The sequence below is a fragment of the Loigolactobacillus backii genome (assembly GCF_003946275.1).
In the GTDB taxonomy this organism is placed as follows: Bacteria; Bacillota; Bacilli; order Lactobacillales; family Lactobacillaceae; genus Loigolactobacillus; species Loigolactobacillus backii.
In genome coordinates this window covers 1-17640 of sequence record NZ_RHNQ01000014.1, presented here as the reverse complement: position 1 = coordinate 17640, position 17640 = coordinate 1, and the positions used below count along the sequence as shown (strand labels likewise).

Sequence of the window (17640 nt, the reverse complement as noted above, 5' to 3'; positions counted from 1 at the left end):
AAAGAGGTTGGTTTGATGTACTTTTCCAATCGAGAAGCAGAGATAATTTTATTACTATTACGGAACGCACAAGGAATGACCCGTGAAGATTTGATGAAACGACTTCACGTTAGCAAGCGAACTGTTTACCGAGAGCTTTCCAGTCTTGAGACAACACTTGCTCATTTACAGATTCAATTAGTTAAGAAACAAAATTATTATCAAATGGTGGGGAAACCGGCCGCAATGACGCAGCTGCGCCAGCAACTTTCAACTGAAGATAACATTGGTTATTTCGATGTTCGCCGGCGGCAAAGCGCGATCACTTGTCGGTTGTTACTGACAAATGATATCGTAAAAATGAAAACTTTTGCGGATGATTTTGGTGTTAGTTCCGCCACCATTGCCCAAGATTTAACGACAATCGAACCAATTTTTACGGATTATCGATTACAGATTGTTCGCAAAAAGGCGCAAGGAATTCAAGTTACTGGAAAAGAGAGTAATCGTCGGCGTGTTTTAAGTGGCGTGCTCAACAGTGAAATTAACGAATATGAATTCTTTGAGTATTTGGAAAAAAATAATCGAGCTACTCAAAAAAATGAATACAGTTCAATGTACTTCATTAAATTGTTAGATTCTGAGCTGTTAGCCATTAGTTTTCAGGCAATTACGAAGTACCAGAAATCCGATTTTCAGCATCTCTCTGATAGCCAGCTGCAACAGTTAACCATTGTTTTGACGGTTTCGGCAATGCGAATTGCCGAAGAACAAACGTTAGATGAGTTAAAGCACGTTGATAAAAATGAGTTATTTAAGGACCAACATTTGGCCATTAACCTGTTTAATCAGTTTCCGGAATCCATTCGGGATCACGTTAATATGCTGGAGCTTGAATTCTTAGCATTACAGATTCAGGGAATGAGCTTTGCGATTCCGAAGAATATTATGTTGGAAAATTACGATTTGGCTTTATCGTATCAAGTCCGAGAACTAATTGCTGATGTAACGACACGCTTTGCTTGGGATTTTCGACAAGACGATACGCTATTTAAGGACTTAATGGCACATTTGTCGGCCGCCTTGAAACGCTCGCATTCTCAGATACCAGAGCTTAACAATCCGGTTTTGACAAAAATTAAGACCGAGTATTCTAATTTATACAAGGATGTTAGTGCAGCTTTAGTTAAGGTTTTTCCGGAAACACATTTTGTTGATAGCGAAATTGCTTACATTGTGATTCACTTCGCTTCTTCTTACGAAAAACGAGTTAAAAAGGCTGAAGTATCTGCATTGGTTCTTTGTGCCAACGGTATCGGAACGGCCAAGATTTTGGAAACACGATCACGTAAAAATGTACCAGAAATTAAACATTTCAAAGTTTCCCGAGTTTCAGAATTGAATAATTTGGATTTGAGTCAGTATGATTTAGTTTTATCCACTATTTTCTTACCAGGATTTCCAATGAAGTATAAGATGATTAGTCCGTTGCTACTTCAAAGTGAAATCAAGGAAATTAAGGATGATATTGTAACCCAATATGGTACGCCGAAAACGGTGGCCAAAAAGCAGGTCACAACTGATTCAAAGGTACTAGCTAAAAAAACTCAGGATTTTAAAGAGGTTTACCAAGCAATGCGAACTGCTAATGATATTTTAGAACGCGTCACTGTTCAAAAAATTAATAATGCCAATCAAGACTTGCTAGCAACCTTAACGCAAATTACGACCAGTTTGGATGGACTCATGTTGAGTGATCCGCACCGGGTCGCCGAGCTATTAATTAAGCGAATGCGTAAGGCACCAGTTGGTATTCCGGGGACGGCAATGGCTTTAATTCACACTACCGATAGTACAATCAAAAAACCATTCTTTTCAATTTATGATTTGAGTGATGCGCTAGACGTTGAAGGTATGGATAATAAACCGATTGCATTAACGCGTGTTTTACTAATGCTAGGACCAGCAAATATGAATTTTGCTGAAAATAGCTTGATGGGAAAGATTAGTGGTTCTATCATTGAAAGTGATTTAAATTTAGAAATTTATAAAACTGGGACGCAGTCAATCGTTTATCAACTAATCAGTAGTCTATTCTTAGACGAAATTAAAGTGATTAATGACGCGGCAACGCCAGAGTGACGAGTGTAAAAGAGAAAGGGTGAGAAATATGGACGCACTTGATAAAGATATGATCTTGCTGAACCAAGAAGTTAAAACCAAAGAGGATGCCATTAAAATGGCTGGTGGCTTATTAGTTGATCACGGCTACGTTGAGGCACCTTATGTTGATTCAATGCTGGCGCGGAACCGCGATGTTTCCGTTTATATGGGTAACTTTATCGCAATTCCTCACGGCACTGGTGACGGTAAGCAGTATATTAAAAAGACAGGTATTTCGATTGTTCAATTGCCTTGGGGTGTTGATTTTGCGGATGATCCCGCAGATGAAAAACTCGTGACCGTAGTCTTTGGTATTGCAGGCTTAAATGGTGAACACCTACAGTTATTATCGCAAATCGCACTTTTCTGTAGCGACATTAATAATGTCGAAAAGTTGGCTGACGCGCAGTCACCAGATGAAATTATCAATTTATTGAAAGAGGTTGAGTAACGTGCAAGCAGTACATTTTGGAGCAGGAAATATTGGTCGTGGCTTTATTGGTGAAACTTTAGCAGCAAATGGTTTTAGTATTGATTTCGTTGACGTTAACAGCACCATCATTGATGCCTTAAACGCACGGCACGAATACGATATTGAATTAGCCGCTGAAGGCCATAAAAAGATTCACGTTGCAAACGTTGATGGTTTAAATAACAAGGATCATCCTGAGGCTGTTGTCGCAGCAATTGAAAAAACTGATTTAGTGACAACTGCCATTGGGCCTAAGATTTTACCATTTATTGCACCATTGATTGCTGATGGGATTAAGGCACGTTTAGCTGCAAAATCTGAAACTAAGTTAGATGCAATTGCCTGTGAAAATATGATTGGTGGCAGTCAGTTCTTAAAGACTGAAGTTTATAAGCATTTAAATGCCGACGAACAAAAGTACGCCGATGCCTACGTTGGTTTTCCAAACGCTGCCGTTGACCGGATTGTACCGATTCAACATCATGAAGATCCTTTGGCCGTTTCCGTTGAACCATTCAAGGAATGGGTCGTTGATGAATCCCAGATGAAGAATCCTGAATTGAAGCTTGATACCGTTGTTTACGTTCCCGATTTGGAACCATACATCGAACGGAAGTTATTCTCAGTTAATACAGGCCACGCTACTGTTGCTTATACTGGTAAATATAAAGGTTATACAACAATTGGTGACGCCATTAAAGATCCTGAAATTTGGAAACAATTGCAGGGTGCTTTGAGCGAAACTCGTGATTTGTTGAGCCATGAATTTGACTTTACGGTTGCCGAATTAAAAGAATATCAAGATAAAGTTGCTAGTCGTTTCCAAAACCCATATATCTCTGACGATATCTCACGGGTTGCACGAACACCAATCCGTAAGTTAGGCTACGACGAACGCTTTGTACGACCAATGCGTGAATTGAAGGCCAAGGGATTAGATTACAGCACCTTGTTGGATACTGTTGGCATGATCTTTACTTACGATGAACCTAAAGATGATGAATCAGTTAAGTTACAACAAATGTTGAAGGACGAAGATCTAACCAGCGTTATTAAAGAAGTAACTGGTTTGAAGGATGCTGATTTGATTAGCGCAATTGCAAAATCATACCAAGGCAAATTGGCCGCTAAATAATTAAGGACTGGAAGTGGAACAAAAGTCGGTTTTGGGTTTATTGCGTAACTAAGCACAGGAACCTGGGCGCTTTTCCAAACACTCCCGTTAGGCACGTGAATCCAGGTTTTTGGCGCACGTTCTAGAATAATGATCGGAAATAGTAAGAAGCTCAGACTTTTCTGGGCTTCTTTTTTTGTACTTCCGGCGTAAAAGTGCCACTCTTAATTATTTCTCAAGCTTTCTTTGTTAGAATTACTAAAGTGTGGTATGTTCGTTGAAGACTAGTAACGGTTCAAGCTTGCTTGGTGGCCGTTATGGGATGATCCACATAAATAAAGGCAATGGTTTGAAGTTGCCGATACTACCAGTTGCGATCATGGCAAGCTGGTTCATAAGGAATTTTAATGAGCAGACTAAGAAATTTTTTAAGAGTATTCTGTGCTCGGCCGCAATAAAATTTACTTAAACGTGTTTAAAAATTAGCTGATGTGAAACAAGGAGGAATTATCTATGAAAATTTTAGTTGTTGATGACGATAAGGATATCGTTGAATTATTAAGTATTTACATTAAAAATGAAGGTTATGAGGCACTTAAGGCTTACGATGGTAAGGAGGCTTTAACAAAACTGGCCACTAATCCAGACGTTGCTTTGATGATTTTAGATATCATGATGCCAAATATGGATGGAATGGAAGTTGTCCGTGAAGTCCGAAAAGATTCACAGATTCCGATCCTTATGTTATCGGCCAAGACAACTGATATGGATAAAATTCAGGGCCTAATTAGTGGGGCTGATGACTACGTTTCTAAGCCCTTCAATCCACTAGAGGTCATGGCGCGGGTTAAATCCTTGTTACGCCGCAGTCAACAACAAGTAACCGATGATACACCCGATGTACTTGAAGTTGGACCTTTAGAGATTAAAAAAGATTCCCATGAAGTAAAAACGATTTCTGGAAAGCAAATTCAATTAACGGCACTAGAATTTGGCATTTTATACTTATTGGCCGGTCACCCCAACCGAGTTTTTTCAGCGGATGAAATTTTTGAACGTGTTTGGCAACAAGAAAGTATTGTTTCGGCCAAAACGGTGATGGTTCACGTCAGTCATTTACGCGATAAAATTGAGGAAGCAACGGATGGCGAGAAGGTCATTCAAACTGTTTGGGGCGTGGGCTATAAAGTTGAAGCACATTAAGGAGGTCACCGGTAAACTGTGAAATTAACCGGACGAGAAAAAAGCGCGCTATTCATAGAGGGCGTTACAACCGTTATTTTATTACTATTATTGAATTTGTCCGTAATCGTTCTGGCTAATCAGGCTATTCACACTAATCGAGCGTTGAACGATGGTATTTTTCAAATCAAGAACGCCGTTTCAATTGGGCCCAATAATTTCCACTTAATGAGCTGGCAAAATATTTTTACGATTTTTATGCTAGTTTTTGATGCCTTGGTTGTTTATTGGCGTTTAATTCGGCGCTACCATCAGATGCAACTTAGTCACGTTATTAGTGAATTACACCATATTGCGGACGGACATTTTGAGCATAGAATTCCGTTTACGTTGCGCGGTGATTTGCAGCGCGTTATTTTAAGTATTAACGCGTTGGTTGACTCGACGGTTAAGGCAATGGATGATGAGCGGCGAATTGAGGACTCAAAGGATGAGCTAATCACCAACGTTAGCCACGATATTCGAACGCCGCTAACGTCTATAATTGGATATTTGGGTCTGATTGAGGATCACCAGTATCAAAATGAGGCTCAAATTCTGAAATATACCCACATAGCTTTTGGAAAGGCCAAACAGATGCAAGTATTAGTTGAGGATTTGTTTGAATACACTAAGGTTCGGCAAACTTCGACACCAGTTACCATTAGTCAAATTGATATGGGCCAGATGTTAGAGCAATTGGCCGCCAGTTTCGAGCTAGAGGCCGAAAAAAAGCAATTATTAATCAACGTGAAGTATCGACCAGATCCATTAATGATGGACGCTGATCCAGAAAAATTAAGCCGGGTGTTCAATAATCTGATCAGCAATGCATTAAAGTACGGTAAAGATGCCAAACATATTTTTTTGGAAGCTAAACAAGAAGGTACTCAGGTTATGATTAAAGTGTCAAATGATGGCTCACCGATTCCTAAAGAAGCGTTGAGTCAGTTATTTGATCGCTTCTACCGGGTGGAAGAATCACGCTCTAAAGAAACTGGAGGTACTGGTCTAGGCTTGGCCATTGCTCAGAGTATTGTTAGTTTACATGGTGGCTATATCTACGCAACTTCGGACAGGCATTTAACTAGTTTTGTCATGTACTTACCCGTTAAGCACGGGGTTAAATTAGAAATACCGAAGCAATACCAGAACTAGTGGAAAAGGGAGTAGGATAGTGAAAAAAATTGTTAGCCGAATAATTGTTATTCTAACTTTAAGTTTGTTAGGGGTAGCTACGGTCAGTCAACCAAGTGCAGCGGCAACTCAGGGGCAACTGTTAGATGCCAAGGCTGGGATTGCAGTTGACGCTAGTAGTGGGCAAATTTTATACCAGCAAAACGCTAAACAAGTTTTGCCAATTGGTTCAATGACAAAGATGGTTCTTATCTACCTAACTTTGCAGGCCATTAAAGAGGGCAAATTAACTTGGAATACTGAAGTACCAGTGGATCAATTGGCCTACCGTCTAACCCAAGATAAGGATCTAACCAATGTGCCACTGGAAGAAAATGGTCACTACACGGTTGGTTCTTTATACCAGGCAGCCCTAGTTGCGTCGGCCAATTCGGCAGCAGTTCTGTTGGGCAATGCGGTAGCAGGGTCACAGACAGGTGCAGTTAATCAAATGCGTACTTTACTTAAGCGTTGGGGGATTGAAGATGCCAAGATCGTAAATACTAGCGGTCTAAATAATAGTTACTTAGGTGATGATCGCTACCCTAATTCGGCTAGTACGGCTGAAAATGAAATGTCGGCGGCAGATGTTGCTATTGTTGCCCAGCATTTAATGGCCGACTACCCAGAAGTTCTGGAAACAACTAAACAGCGCTCACTGCCATTTCAGGTAAAATCAGGAACGACAACGACTATGAAAACCTGGAACGCAATGTTACCTGGTGAATCGGCCGCGGTCAGTGATTTACCGGTGGATGGCTTGAAGACAGGCACAACGGATTTGGCCGGTGAATGCTTTGCTGGTACCGTTAGCAAAAACGGCAATCGAATTATTACCGTGGTAATGCACGCTAATCAGGCCGAAAAGGATAAAAATGCTCGGTTTACCGAAACGGCAAAATTAATGCACGAGGTTTTCAATACGCAGACTAAACAGACTTGGTTACCTAAAGGGGCACAGGTGAACCAGCTTAAAACCTTGGCGGTACCGAATGGGAAGAATACAGCGGTTAAAATTGGCACTAAGCAGGCACTGACTTTTTGGGCGCCAACTGCTGCAACTAGTAATCAAATAAAACTTAGTTATCAGTTAACGAAGGCGGCCGCAAAGAAACAACTAACAGTACCCGTTAAGGCACAGCAAAAAGTAGGAACGGCCACGGTTCAGTCCAACAATTATCTTCCGGGCTATTCAGTACCAAAAGTGACCTTAGTGACACAAACCTCTGTAGCTAAGGCAACGTTTGGCCAACAAGTTAGTCGGTTCTTCCAAAACATATTTTAAGCGATAGCGTGACGGAAATTATTTTTCCTAGTGGCTGAATAGCTACTTACCGATTAGCGTTTAAATTTAGATGATGAACAAGTACGGTGGTGGAGATTTGCTCATAACTGGGCACTTTCAACACCGTTCTTTTTTTTCGGAAACAAAAGTGAGAATCTCATTTAAACGGGGCTTTTATGCTATAATAAATCACGTATTAAAAACGGTTTTACGTAATTTTTGAATGCCGATGCTACTTTTTCAAACAGGTTTTAATTGGGCATCTGAAGGAGGATCATCATGCAGTTGCAACTAAATGAAGTTATTGAATTACTAAATGAACATCAACTATTAAAAAAGGTCACTGATGCACCAAACGTCATTTTTAAGGGGATTGCTTACGATTCACGTAAGGTGACGGAGGCCTCACTCTTCTTTTGTAAGGGCGCTTTTAAACCAGATTATTTATCAACGGCAAAGAAAAATGGTGCAACGGCTTATATGGCCGAGGCCGAACTAGAAGAGGGCGTGGGTCTAGTTGCGATTATTGTCACTAATATTCAAAAGGCAATGGCGTTAATTAGTGCGGCGTTTTATGACTTTCCGCAAAATCAACTCTTCATCATTGCCTATACTGGGACTAAGGGTAAGACAACGTCGAGCTATTTCACCCGTAATATTTTAAAGGAAACAACATCGGATAAAACAGCCTTATTTTCAACGATTGATCGAATTATTGGGCCTAAACCAGAGCAGGAATTTAAATCTAATTTAACGACGCCAGAATCACTGGATCTTTTTCACGACATGCGCGAGGCGGTGGATTCAGGGATGACGCACTTGGTGATGGAAGTTTCTTCCCAGGCTTACAAAAAAGAACGTGTTTACGGACTTCATTTTGACGTTGGTGTTTTTTTGAATATTACACCAGATCATATTGGACCGACGGAGCACCCTAACTTCGCGGATTATTTACACTGCAAGTTACAGTTGTTAGTTAATTCGAAAATCTGCGTCATTAATGCTGAAACGGACCACTTATTGGATGTTTATCAGGCCGCCAAAACAACTAGCCAGCCAGAAGATATTTATTTATTTGCCCATCAAGATTTTCAGCCTAAAATGGCAGTTCCACCGGTTGATTACCGATTCAAAAGTGATGAGGCCGATTTAATTGAAAGTCAGTTTGAATTTTATCCGGTAACGCCTAAGGCTAAGAAGATCGGTAATGGCGCAACTTACGAATTAAATTTGCCTGGTAACTTTAATGAAAGTAACGCCGTAGCCGCTGCGGTCACCGCTAGTTTAGCGGGGGCAAGTCAAGCAGAAATCGCGCAAGGATTAAGAACTGTCCACGTTCCAGGACGAATGGAATCATTGCAAACGGAACATCATGGCACCATCTACGCGGATTATGCGCATAATTATGCCAGTATGAAAGCATTACTAAGTTTTCTAGAAAGTCAGCAAAAGACGGATAAAGTGATTGTTGTCGTTGGTAGTCCAGGAAATAAGGGAGTTTCCCGCCGGGCAGGCTTTGCTAAGGTTCTGAGTGAGTACGCAGATGTCGCTTTCTTAACAACAGATGATCCTAGTTTTGAAGATCCTTTAAAAATTGCTAAACAAATTGATGAAAACATTGACCATAAGAAAGTCAACGTTACAATTGAAATAGATCGGCCCAAGGCTATCCGCAAGGCCATTGAATTGAGTACGGAAAATGATATTGTCGTGCTCGCCGGAAAGGGTGACGACGCCTACCAAAAGGTTCGTGGTGTCGATACGCCTTACCCAACTGACATGGTCGTTGCTAAAGAAATTGTGAGAGGATTAAAAGATTAATGATGGAAAGTGAAACTGATTTTATCCCAGTACTTTTAGGGAGCGATATTAATGTTTATGGAATGGCACGGGCTTTTTATGAGCGCTACGGTAAAAAAGTGCAGGCCTTTGCCAGTGTCCAATTTGCTCCAACTAAATACAGTAAAGTAGTTGACGTCGAAACCTTCCCGGGATTTAATGAGGATCCTGGTTTTATTGCCAGCATGGAGAAGATCGCCAAGCGTTATCAAAATGTTCATAAAAAAGTGATTTTAATTGCTTGTGGTGATGGCTACGTTGAACTTGTTTCTAAGCATAAAGAGTTTCTACAAAAAACGTTTGTTGTTCCTTACGTTGATTATGATCTTGTCGAGAAATTAATCAGTAAAGAAGCCTTTTACGAAATGGCTGATCAGTATGATTTACCCCATCCGTTAACCCAAATTATTACGTGGGATGACTATAAGGCTGGCGTTGCAAAAATTGATGTTCCATATCAATTTCCAGTTGCGTTGAAACCCTCAAATGCTGTTGAATGGTTAGACATTCATTTTGAAGGACGTAAAAAGGCGTTTCGAATTAAAACTCGGGCAGAATTTGACGATATTGTCAGCAAAATCTACGATAACGGCTATACTTCCGACGTTATCTTACAAGATTTTATTCCTGGTGATGATTCCAACATGCGCACGTTAAACTGCTATGTTGATCAGTATCACCACGTGAAGTTAATGTGTTTGGGACATCCATTATTGGAGGATCCAACGCCAGCTGATATTGGTAACTACGTCGCAATTTTACCTGAATATAATCAAGCACTGTACGATACGATTCAGAAGTTTTTGGAGGCAATCAACTTTACCGGTTATTGCAACTTCGATATGAAGTATGATTCCCGGGATAAGAGCTTTAAATTATTTGAAATTAATTTGCGCCAAGGTCGTAGCAGCTTCTTTGTTACTTTAAATGGGTATAATTTGGCACAAATGCCAGTTGAAGATTACGTCACAGGTGAAATGAAAGATAAACCAACTGTCTATGGTAACAAAGATGAGTCTAAACAAATGTTGTGGCTAGGTGTTCCCGCTAAAGTTTTCAAAAAATACGCACGGGACAATGCCGATAAGCAGCGAGCCCTAAAATTATTAGCGGCCAAACGTTACGGCACAACTGTTTTTTACAAGGGTGACCGCAACTTAAAGCGGTATATTTTGCAGCGTTATTCTTTCTATTTGTACAATGGACGTTTTGCCCAATACTTCAAGGAAAATAAGGAATAGGCTGACTTTGAAAATTGGTTATGGTAGTATTTTTCTAACCAATTTGGGTTAGAGGTGCTTGAAAAAGTATCTTTCCGTGCTTAATTTCATTTAGTGAACAACGCTCGTGACTGGAACGCTTTTATAAGTATTCGCATGTAGTTCATCGTTTTAACCTTATGCTCGCATTTTTAGGAGGTTGGTAGGATGCAACAATTTTTCTCGATTTTAGGTGGAATGGGCACAATGGCGACGGATAGTTTTATTCGAATTTTAAATCAACGAACGCCGGCCAAAAATGATCAAGATTATTTAAACTATATTTTGGTCAATCACGCGACTGTACCGGACCGGACAACTTATCTATTAGATCATAGCAAAACGAATTTTTTGCCGACTTTACTAGAAGATGTGGAACAACAAAATTCATTAAAGCCTGATTTCATGGTAATGGTCTGTAATACGGCCCACTATTTTTACGATGAGCTAAATGCAGCTAGTGACGTGCCATTTTTAAATATGCCTGAAGAAACGGTTAAGGAAATCAAGCATAAATTTCCGACGGCCAAACGAATTGGTTTGGCGGCGACTCAAGGAACTGTCGCGAGTGGCGTTTACCAACCAATAATTAAAAAGGCTGGCTACACGGAAGTTGATCCAACACCTGCAATTCAGCAGAAAATCAACGACTTGATTTATACCTCCATTAAAGAGGAACAAGGCCACGTTGACGCCACACTTTACCACACAATTTTGGCTGATATGGTTCAGGATATGAAGGTTGACGCCATTATTTTAGGTTGCACTGAGTTATCATTGGCCGAAGAAAAGGCGCCGGATCATAATTACCCAGTTGTTGACTCTCAGTCGACAATTGCGGATCGGACACTGGAGTTGGCTCTAAAATTACGGCAAGAACGACAGGCAAAATAAATTAACCGAATAAATAAGCTTCAAGCCCTTCAGCTATTTTTCTGAAGGCTTGGAGCTTATTTTGTCTCTTTTTTCAAACACGCTCTAATTATTTAACGTCTAATTCAACATCTTCAAAATATTTGCTGAAGTGTGCAACGTAATGGCCCGTTTGTAAATGTGGTGGGAGAAGGAAAGTGCCACTGGAAACTTTAGTACCTTTAGGGTAGTCAACACCTTGTTCGGCTAATTTTTTAACTAGCCATTGTAATGAGTTGAGCGGATTTCCGAGAACCTCAGAGGATTTACCAGTGCCGAGTTGTTTTCCGTCAAGGGATAAGGTGCAATCAACACCGGCCAAGTCGTTAACGGCAACCTTGGCAGTCGTTGGTTTTGTGTAAACTACCCGGCCACCAACGGCACCATCGGCAACAACTAAGTATTTCGAAAGGCTAGGGAACCAATCTTTGAACCGTGAGTCAGGCAGCTCAACGCCGGCCGAGACCTCAACTTTGCTGAGCAGTTCGGCCAATGAATCCGTTGCTAAAAGTGCTTCTTTTGCGGTGAAGACCATTTCAACTTCAAGTAGGGGATCCATTAAATCACTGAGTTTAACTGTCGCGTAATTTTTGAGCCAGGCACTGGTTGTTTCAGCGCCATAAAATGGTGAATCAGAGTCAAACATTTTTTGGGTTTCTTCGGAGGTTAGGCTGACTTTATAGCCGCCAACAGCTTCATTTTTAAGTTCGGTAAAAGCACGTTGAACACGATAGGCAGTATCAAAATTAGCAACTTTTTCCTCGTAGTCAGTTGCAGTTAATGGCCGTTTGGTCACCAAGGCTTGGTACAGATCATTAGCAACTTCTTCTTCAGTGGCGTTCTTTGTAGCAAGTACATTCTTTTCTGACATAAAAATCAGCTCCTCAAATAGTTTTTAGAAATAGGTGAGACTGTTCAACAATAAAGTGAGTGTGTTTAAAAGCGGGTAATATTAAGTATACGTATAGTGCATTTCAATAAAAAAATCCCGCAAAGTAGAAAATCTACTTTACGGGACGATTAATCGCGTTACCACCCAAATTTTTATGTTACTCACATAACATAACTCATCACGTACGGAATAATAATCAGAATTATTCGATACGCTAGCAAAATAATGGTTGCTACCAATGACGGTTACTTTAAGCTTCGCGTCATAACTCCAAGGTGATTTTCAAAAATTGTCGTGATGTTTCCTTGCACCTAACGAAACTCGCTGACTCAACGACAATCAATTACTTTTCCTCATCAATGTCTATTTATATCTCATCTATTTCTAATATGGTGTTACTATAAGGCTGATTTTGATGGATGTCAATAGCTATTTTAGATTAAAAATGAGAAAATTAAAATATGATGATATTTTAATGCAAACAAAAAGAAGCTGGGACAAAAGTCCTGGCCTCTCATTGTTTCTGAACATTACCCTAGAACGTGCGCCAAAAGTCTGGGTTCACGTGCCTAACTACGGCTAATCAAATAACCGTACTATGGTTATTCGATTAGCCTACGTTACGCAGTAAATCCAAAAAGGACTTTTGTCCCACTCCCTTAAAGTAATTAATCGTTAGTTGCAGACTCTTTAGCCAATTCTTTAGCGTAAATGTAATCGCGGGTCATTGGCATAAATTTACCGGAGGCACCCTTAGAGATTAAGAATTGAATAACGTCAATGTTGCCAGACTCAAATGAAGCAGCGGCGGCCTGTAAGTAGAGGTCCCACATGCGAGTAAACCGTTCACCTTCAAGCTTGGTAACTTCATCCAAATGGTCATTAAAATTCTTATCCCAAATTTCAAGCGTGTGCTGGTAGTGACGTCGTAAAGGCTCAACGTCATCAATTTGTAACTTAGCGTCGATAATGTGCTGCATATTTTCAGTTAAACCAGGGACATAACCACCTGGGAAAATGTACTTAGTTAACCAAGCATTGGTTGCGCCACCTTGTTGCCGCGTAATGCCGTGAATCAAAGCCACGCCATCGTCCTTCATGTATTTGCTAACCGTCTTGAAGTATAATTCAAGATTTTCTTTGCCAACGTGTTCAAACATACCAACTGAAGTAACGTAATCAAATGGTTCGTGTTTTAATTCGCGGTAGTCGGTCAGCTGAATATCGGCGACATCCTGTAGTCCTTGATCGTTAATTTGTTGTTGAACGTAATTGTATTGTTCTTGGCTCAAAGTAATCCCAGTAACGTGGAGACCATATTCTTTTGCAGCTGTTAGCATCAAGGTTCCCCAACCACAGCCAATATCAAGCAAGGTTCGTCCAGATTGTGGATCCAGCTTATTTAGAATATGGCGAACCTTATTCATTTGAGCCTGCTCCAACGTATCCTTTGGTGATTGGAAGTAAGCACACGAATAAGTCATTGTTGAGTCTAACCATAACTGGTAAAAGTCATTCCCAACGTCATAATGACTTTGAACGTCCTCTTTACTGTGTTTTTCAGTGTGGGACTGTTTAGGTAGGAAACGAATGTATTTTGAATTACGCATAAAGCTGCCAGCGCTCTCGTATGCCGCCGTTAATAGTTTTTGAATACTGTAAGGTCCACCATCAATTTCAATCTTACCGTCCATGTAACCTTCGCCAAGTGCCAATGAAGCATTGTTTAGAATCTCTTTCATTGGAATTACTTCGTGAAATGTGATGGTGACTTCTGGCTCGCCTTCACCGTAAACAACACTCTTGCCGTCCCAATAATTTACTTTAACTGGAATATTAAATGAGTGACTGAAGAGTGTTTTATAAAAAGTCTTTTCAAGCATGTGCCAAAATCCTTCCTCTCGCAATGTAAGTATAAAAGACAGTATACGCCACTTTCTGAAAAGTAGTAAGTGTAAGCAGTTAATGAAGTGTTTTTAATTCTAAAATATACTAGTGCAGGAAAAGTAACCGTAAACATGGTATACTTTGACGAGAAAGTATTCAAGAAGCACATGGCTTTTTAGTGTAACTGGTTAAAAAATTATTGTAATCAAATTAATTAACGGGTTTGAGAGGGTGTTTTCCCGTGAAAAAATTGGTCTCCGTGTTATTGATTTTAGGTAGCGGCTTATTACTAGCAAGTTGTAGTAGCCAAGCGAATAGTGATTACCAAGATGCAATGACACAAGCAAAATCGGCGGTTGATAAAGGAAACTATTCAACGGCACAAGCACAATATAATAAGGCGTTAACTGCTAAAAAATCGGATCAGACGGCACAAACTTCATTAAAACAGGTTAAGTTAATGCGCACCGCCGATACGGACGTTCAGCAGGCCAAAAAGTCCGCTGCTAAAGAAAAATTACAACAAGTGGCAGCAACTGAACATGGCAATTCAACGTTAGTTAAGCAAGCAAAGACACTGCGAGCTAAGCTACCAACAGTTATCAAGCAACAAAAGAATTATCAGCATGAATTGGCACAGGCACGTTCATTAAGTGATAACGGTAATTTTGTTGGTTCGAATGCGGCTATTCGAAAATTGCTTGCTAAAAAATCGATTAATCAAACTTACTACACAACTGTCCGCTCCACGGCCAGAGGCATACGTTCTTCAAATAATGCGTCGATTAGCAGTCAGAAACGAACGGCCACACAGAATAGTCAACAACCAACAATTGCCAAACCATAATGAAACTGGAAAGTGGGGATCATGATGACTGATACGAAGGTAAAAGCTAAAGATCAAAAATTACAACAACGCTACCGCAAATTGCGGCGCCGCCAAATTTTGGTGCCGGTGGCCATTGCGGAGCTTATTGTGCAAGGTCTGGCCATTCGCAGTATTTTACATCGTTCAAGTTTTAAGCGCGGTAATAAATTTGTTTGGTTGCCAGTGACTTTAATTCAACCAATTGGTCCCTGGCTGTATTTCCGCTATGGTCGCGGTAAGAAATAACAGAGTGTTTGGAAAAGCGATTAGATTCTGAGGATTAGCCTAAACAGACGAATCACCTTTGAAAAAGGTGATTTGGCTGTTGTAGCTAACCGCAGGAATCTGCTTTTCCAAACACGTTTCCATAGATTAGTCAGGCAAAGAAAAGTAAAAGCACTTTCCAAGCATGACTTAGATTAAGGATTACTAACGATGTCGATCTAGGATAAACCGAAGTCCGAGTCGCAGCCTAAACAGACGAATCACCTTTGAAAAAGGTGATTTGGCTGTTGTAGCTACTATTCCGCAATTGAGGATTATTAGCCCAAAACGCTAATAATTTTGATGCTTCATCCGTTGTCCATTCAACTACTACTTCGCAATTACGGTTAGTTATTTGCAAAAAGCGCAAATAACTCATGATGCTACGAATGTTGTCTATTCTTGTGGCAAAAACAAGGAACACAGTTATAAAGTCCATAACTGTATTTCCTCGACTAAGTTCGTCTCGGTCACCGCAGGAAGCTGCTTTTCCCAACACGTTTACACTAAATTGGTCAGGTAAACACTAATAAGGTATTTTCCAAACACGATCTAAACTTGGGAATACCATTGAGGTTGGGTCAAAGATCCTAACCCCTAGTTATTTCCGAGCATTACTCTAGAACGTGCGCCAAAAGTCTGGGTTCACATGCCTAACTACAGCTAATTCAATAATCATAGAGCGGTTATTGAATTAGCCTACGTTACGCAGTAAACTCAAAACCGACTTTTGTCCCACTCCGATACCATTGCCCGTTCTACTTACCACGCTAGCTTTATTTGACAAGCGTCCCGTTAAAGCCGTATGCTTTTTAATAAGTAACGGCTTTTTGTTTATGGACCTAATCTGGAGGTATTTCGTAATGCAAATGACAGAATTAATTGCTAAAAAACGACACGGAGAACCGCTTTCGGCAGATGAGATCTCCTTTTTAATCAAGGGGCTCGGCGATGCTAGTGTGACTGATGCCCAAATGGGTGCTTTTCTTGAGACATTAGCTTTCAAGGATAGTACTGATTTAACTGAGTTAACAGACTTTACAATGGGATTAGCGTATTCCGGCGGCGTCTATGATTTATCTGCTATTCAGGGGATTAAAGTGGACAAACACGCTACTGGGGGATTAGGGGACAAAACATCCTTGGTTCTGTTGCCCTTAGTTGCTAGTTTAGGCATTCCCGTCGCTAAATTAAGTCAGCGCTCGTTTAATCATTCAGGCGGTACGTTAGACAAATTAGAATCAATTCCTGGTTTTCGGGTTAATTTAACGCCGGATGAATTTGTCCAGGCCGTCAAGGAGATTGGTCTGGCAATCGCTGCCCCAGTCGATGAGTTGGCACCGGCCGAACAGAAGTTACGGCGGTTGCGGCACGAAACTGATACGATGGCAATTCCGTCCTTGGTAGCCTGTTCAACGCTAAGTCAGAATATCGCAACCGGTGCAGATGCCGTTATTTTAGATATTAAAACTGGTAGCGGGCATGATCTGTTGAATGAGGAGCAGGCTGAACAATTAGCGCACCTTATGGTTAACGTCGGTAATGAGGTTGGTAGGCGAACACTGGCCGTTGTTTCCGATATGAGTCAACCCTTGGGCCACGCTATTGGTAACGGCGTAGAAGTTGTGGAAGCTATTGCGACGTTAAAAAATGGTGGGCCAACTGATTTACGTAAATTAGTTCTGGAATTAGGAACGCACATGGCACAGCTTGGTGGTTACGGGGCCAACGCCGAAGATACGCGGGCTGCTTTAATTGGTAACTTGGCAACTGGGAAAGCTCTTGCTAAGTTCCGTGATTTAATCGTTAGTCAGGGTGGCGATCCAGACGTTATCGATCATCCAGAAAAATTGACTGCGTCTGCTTACACAAATGACGTTCGGGCCAGCAGCTCAGGTTACGTAAGTACCATTGATGTTGATCAAATGGGGCACGCTATTCAAACCTTAAATGCTGGGCGGAAGAATGCGGAGCAAAAATTAGATTTAGCAGCCGGAATTGTTTTACGGAAAAAGATTGGTGACTCCGTAGAGGCCGGCGAAGTGTTGGCAACAGTTTACAGTAGTGATGCTGATTCAGTTGCTGCCCAAGAAGAAGTTCGTGGCGCCATTGAGCTTGGTGAAATGCGTAAAGATACTAAATTAATTCACCAAGTAGTTGCGGAATAATAAATAATTAAAAAATAGTCTAAAGAATAAATGCAATGAGGCTAGGACAAAAGTCCTAGCCTCGTTTTTTTGGGTCTCTGTCAAATCGTATTGGTGGAGATTTTGAACGGCACATTCACTTCGGTGAATGTGCTTTTTGTT

14 protein-coding genes and 1 other annotated feature are annotated in these 17640 nt (G+C 40.7%); of the genes, 12 read left to right on the top strand and 2 right to left on the bottom strand.

Annotated elements, in window-relative coordinates; translation table 11 throughout:
- The first annotated feature begins 12 nt into the window (after positions 1–12).
- From EKM61_RS04020 to EKM61_RS03980, 9 genes are all read left to right on the top strand, one after another.
- A complete protein-coding gene (locus EKM61_RS04020; protein ID WP_338152592.1) occupies positions 13–2121 on the top strand; it encodes a BglG family transcription antiterminator in 2109 nt (702 codons plus the stop codon).
- A gap of 28 nt (positions 2122–2149) precedes the next feature.
- Entirely contained in the window at positions 2150–2593 is a 444-nt protein-coding gene (locus EKM61_RS04015; RefSeq protein ID WP_068222324.1) for a PTS sugar transporter subunit IIA, read from the top strand.
- 1 nt (position 2594) lies between these two features.
- Positions 2595–3749, top strand: coding sequence for a mannitol-1-phosphate 5-dehydrogenase (locus EKM61_RS04010; protein ID WP_068222327.1), 1155 nt, complete (start codon positions 2595–2597; stop codon positions 3747–3749).
- A 492-nt stretch (positions 3750–4241) separates the two neighbouring features.
- On the top strand, positions 4242–4931 hold the full coding sequence (locus EKM61_RS04005; RefSeq protein WP_068222330.1) for a response regulator transcription factor: 690 nt from the start codon (positions 4242–4244) through the stop codon (positions 4929–4931).
- Positions 4932–4949: 18 nt separating this feature from the next.
- Positions 4950–6107, top strand: coding sequence for a sensor histidine kinase (locus EKM61_RS04000; RefSeq protein ID WP_068222333.1), 1158 nt, complete (start codon positions 4950–4952; stop codon positions 6105–6107).
- Positions 6108–6126: 19 nt separating this feature from the next.
- Positions 6127–7410, top strand: coding sequence for a D-alanyl-D-alanine carboxypeptidase family protein (locus tag EKM61_RS03995; protein WP_225359763.1), 1284 nt, complete (start codon positions 6127–6129; stop codon positions 7408–7410).
- 279 nt (positions 7411–7689) lie between these two features.
- Positions 7690–9231: a UDP-N-acetylmuramoyl-L-alanyl-D-glutamate--2,6-diaminopimelate ligase gene (locus tag EKM61_RS03990; RefSeq protein ID WP_068222338.1), complete on the top strand. Its 1542-nt coding sequence runs from the start codon at positions 7690–7692 to the stop codon at positions 9229–9231.
- Between the two features lie 2 nt (positions 9232–9233).
- Positions 9234–10490 carry a carboxylate--amine ligase gene (locus EKM61_RS03985; protein ID WP_068226173.1) on the top strand — a complete coding sequence of 419 codons (1257 nt, stop codon included), beginning with the start codon at positions 9234–9236 and terminating at the stop codon, positions 10488–10490.
- A 186-nt stretch (positions 10491–10676) separates the two neighbouring features.
- Positions 10677–11402, top strand: coding sequence for an amino acid racemase (locus tag EKM61_RS03980; RefSeq protein ID WP_068222342.1), 726 nt, complete (start codon positions 10677–10679; stop codon positions 11400–11402).
- 88 nt (positions 11403–11490) lie between these two features.
- Here EKM61_RS03980 and EKM61_RS03975 read toward each other — a convergent pair whose 3' ends face one another.
- Positions 11491–12291 carry a 2-keto-4-pentenoate hydratase gene (locus EKM61_RS03975; RefSeq protein ID WP_068222345.1) on the bottom strand — a complete coding sequence of 267 codons (801 nt, stop codon included), beginning with the start codon at positions 12289–12291 and terminating at the stop codon, positions 11491–11493.
- Positions 12292–12429: 138 nt separating this feature from the next.
- Positions 12430–12681 (bottom strand) — a binding site (T-box leader).
- A 299-nt stretch (positions 12682–12980) separates the two neighbouring features.
- Positions 12981–14195, bottom strand: coding sequence for an SAM-dependent methyltransferase (locus EKM61_RS03970; protein WP_068222348.1), 1215 nt, complete (start codon positions 14193–14195; stop codon positions 12981–12983).
- Positions 14196–14440: 245 nt separating this feature from the next.
- On the opposite strand from EKM61_RS03970, the gene EKM61_RS03965 reads away from it, so the two are divergent.
- From EKM61_RS03965 to EKM61_RS03955, 3 genes are all read left to right on the top strand, one after another.
- A complete protein-coding gene (locus EKM61_RS03965) occupies positions 14441–15046 on the top strand; it encodes a hypothetical protein (protein WP_068222351.1) in 606 nt (201 codons plus the stop codon).
- Between the two features lie 21 nt (positions 15047–15067).
- Entirely contained in the window at positions 15068–15313 is a 246-nt protein-coding gene (locus EKM61_RS03960) for a hypothetical protein (protein ID WP_225359764.1), read from the top strand.
- Positions 15314–16194: 881 nt separating this feature from the next.
- A complete protein-coding gene (locus EKM61_RS03955; RefSeq protein WP_068222360.1) occupies positions 16195–17499 on the top strand; it encodes a thymidine phosphorylase in 1305 nt (434 codons plus the stop codon).
- The last annotated feature ends 141 nt before the right edge of the window (positions 17500–17640 follow it).

What these genes read in the sequence shown, in the direction of transcription:
- EKM61_RS04015 (WP_068222324.1), top strand. Translation starts at nt 2,150, where the DNA reads ATGGACGCACTTGATAAAGATATGATCTTGCTGAACCAAGAAGTTAAA.
- EKM61_RS04005 (WP_068222330.1), top strand. Translation starts at nt 4,242, where the DNA reads ATGAAAATTTTAGTTGTTGATGACGATAAGGATATCGTTGAATTATTA.
- EKM61_RS03990 (WP_068222338.1), top strand. Translation starts at nt 7,690, where the DNA reads ATGCAGTTGCAACTAAATGAAGTTATTGAATTACTAAATGAACATCAA.
- EKM61_RS03985 (WP_068226173.1), top strand. Translation starts at nt 9,234, where the DNA reads ATGGAAAGTGAAACTGATTTTATCCCAGTACTTTTAGGGAGCGATATT.
- EKM61_RS03980 (WP_068222342.1), top strand. Translation starts at nt 10,677, where the DNA reads ATGCAACAATTTTTCTCGATTTTAGGTGGAATGGGCACAATGGCGACG.
- EKM61_RS03975 (WP_068222345.1), bottom strand. Translation starts at nt 12,291, where the DNA reads ATGTCAGAAAAGAATGTACTTGCTACAAAGAACGCCACTGAAGAAGAA.
- EKM61_RS03970 (WP_068222348.1), bottom strand. Translation starts at nt 14,195, where the DNA reads ATGCTTGAAAAGACTTTTTATAAAACACTCTTCAGTCACTCATTTAAT.
- EKM61_RS03960 (WP_225359764.1), top strand. Translation starts at nt 15,068, where the DNA reads ATGATGACTGATACGAAGGTAAAAGCTAAAGATCAAAAATTACAACAA.
- EKM61_RS03955 (WP_068222360.1), top strand. Translation starts at nt 16,195, where the DNA reads ATGCAAATGACAGAATTAATTGCTAAAAAACGACACGGAGAACCGCTT.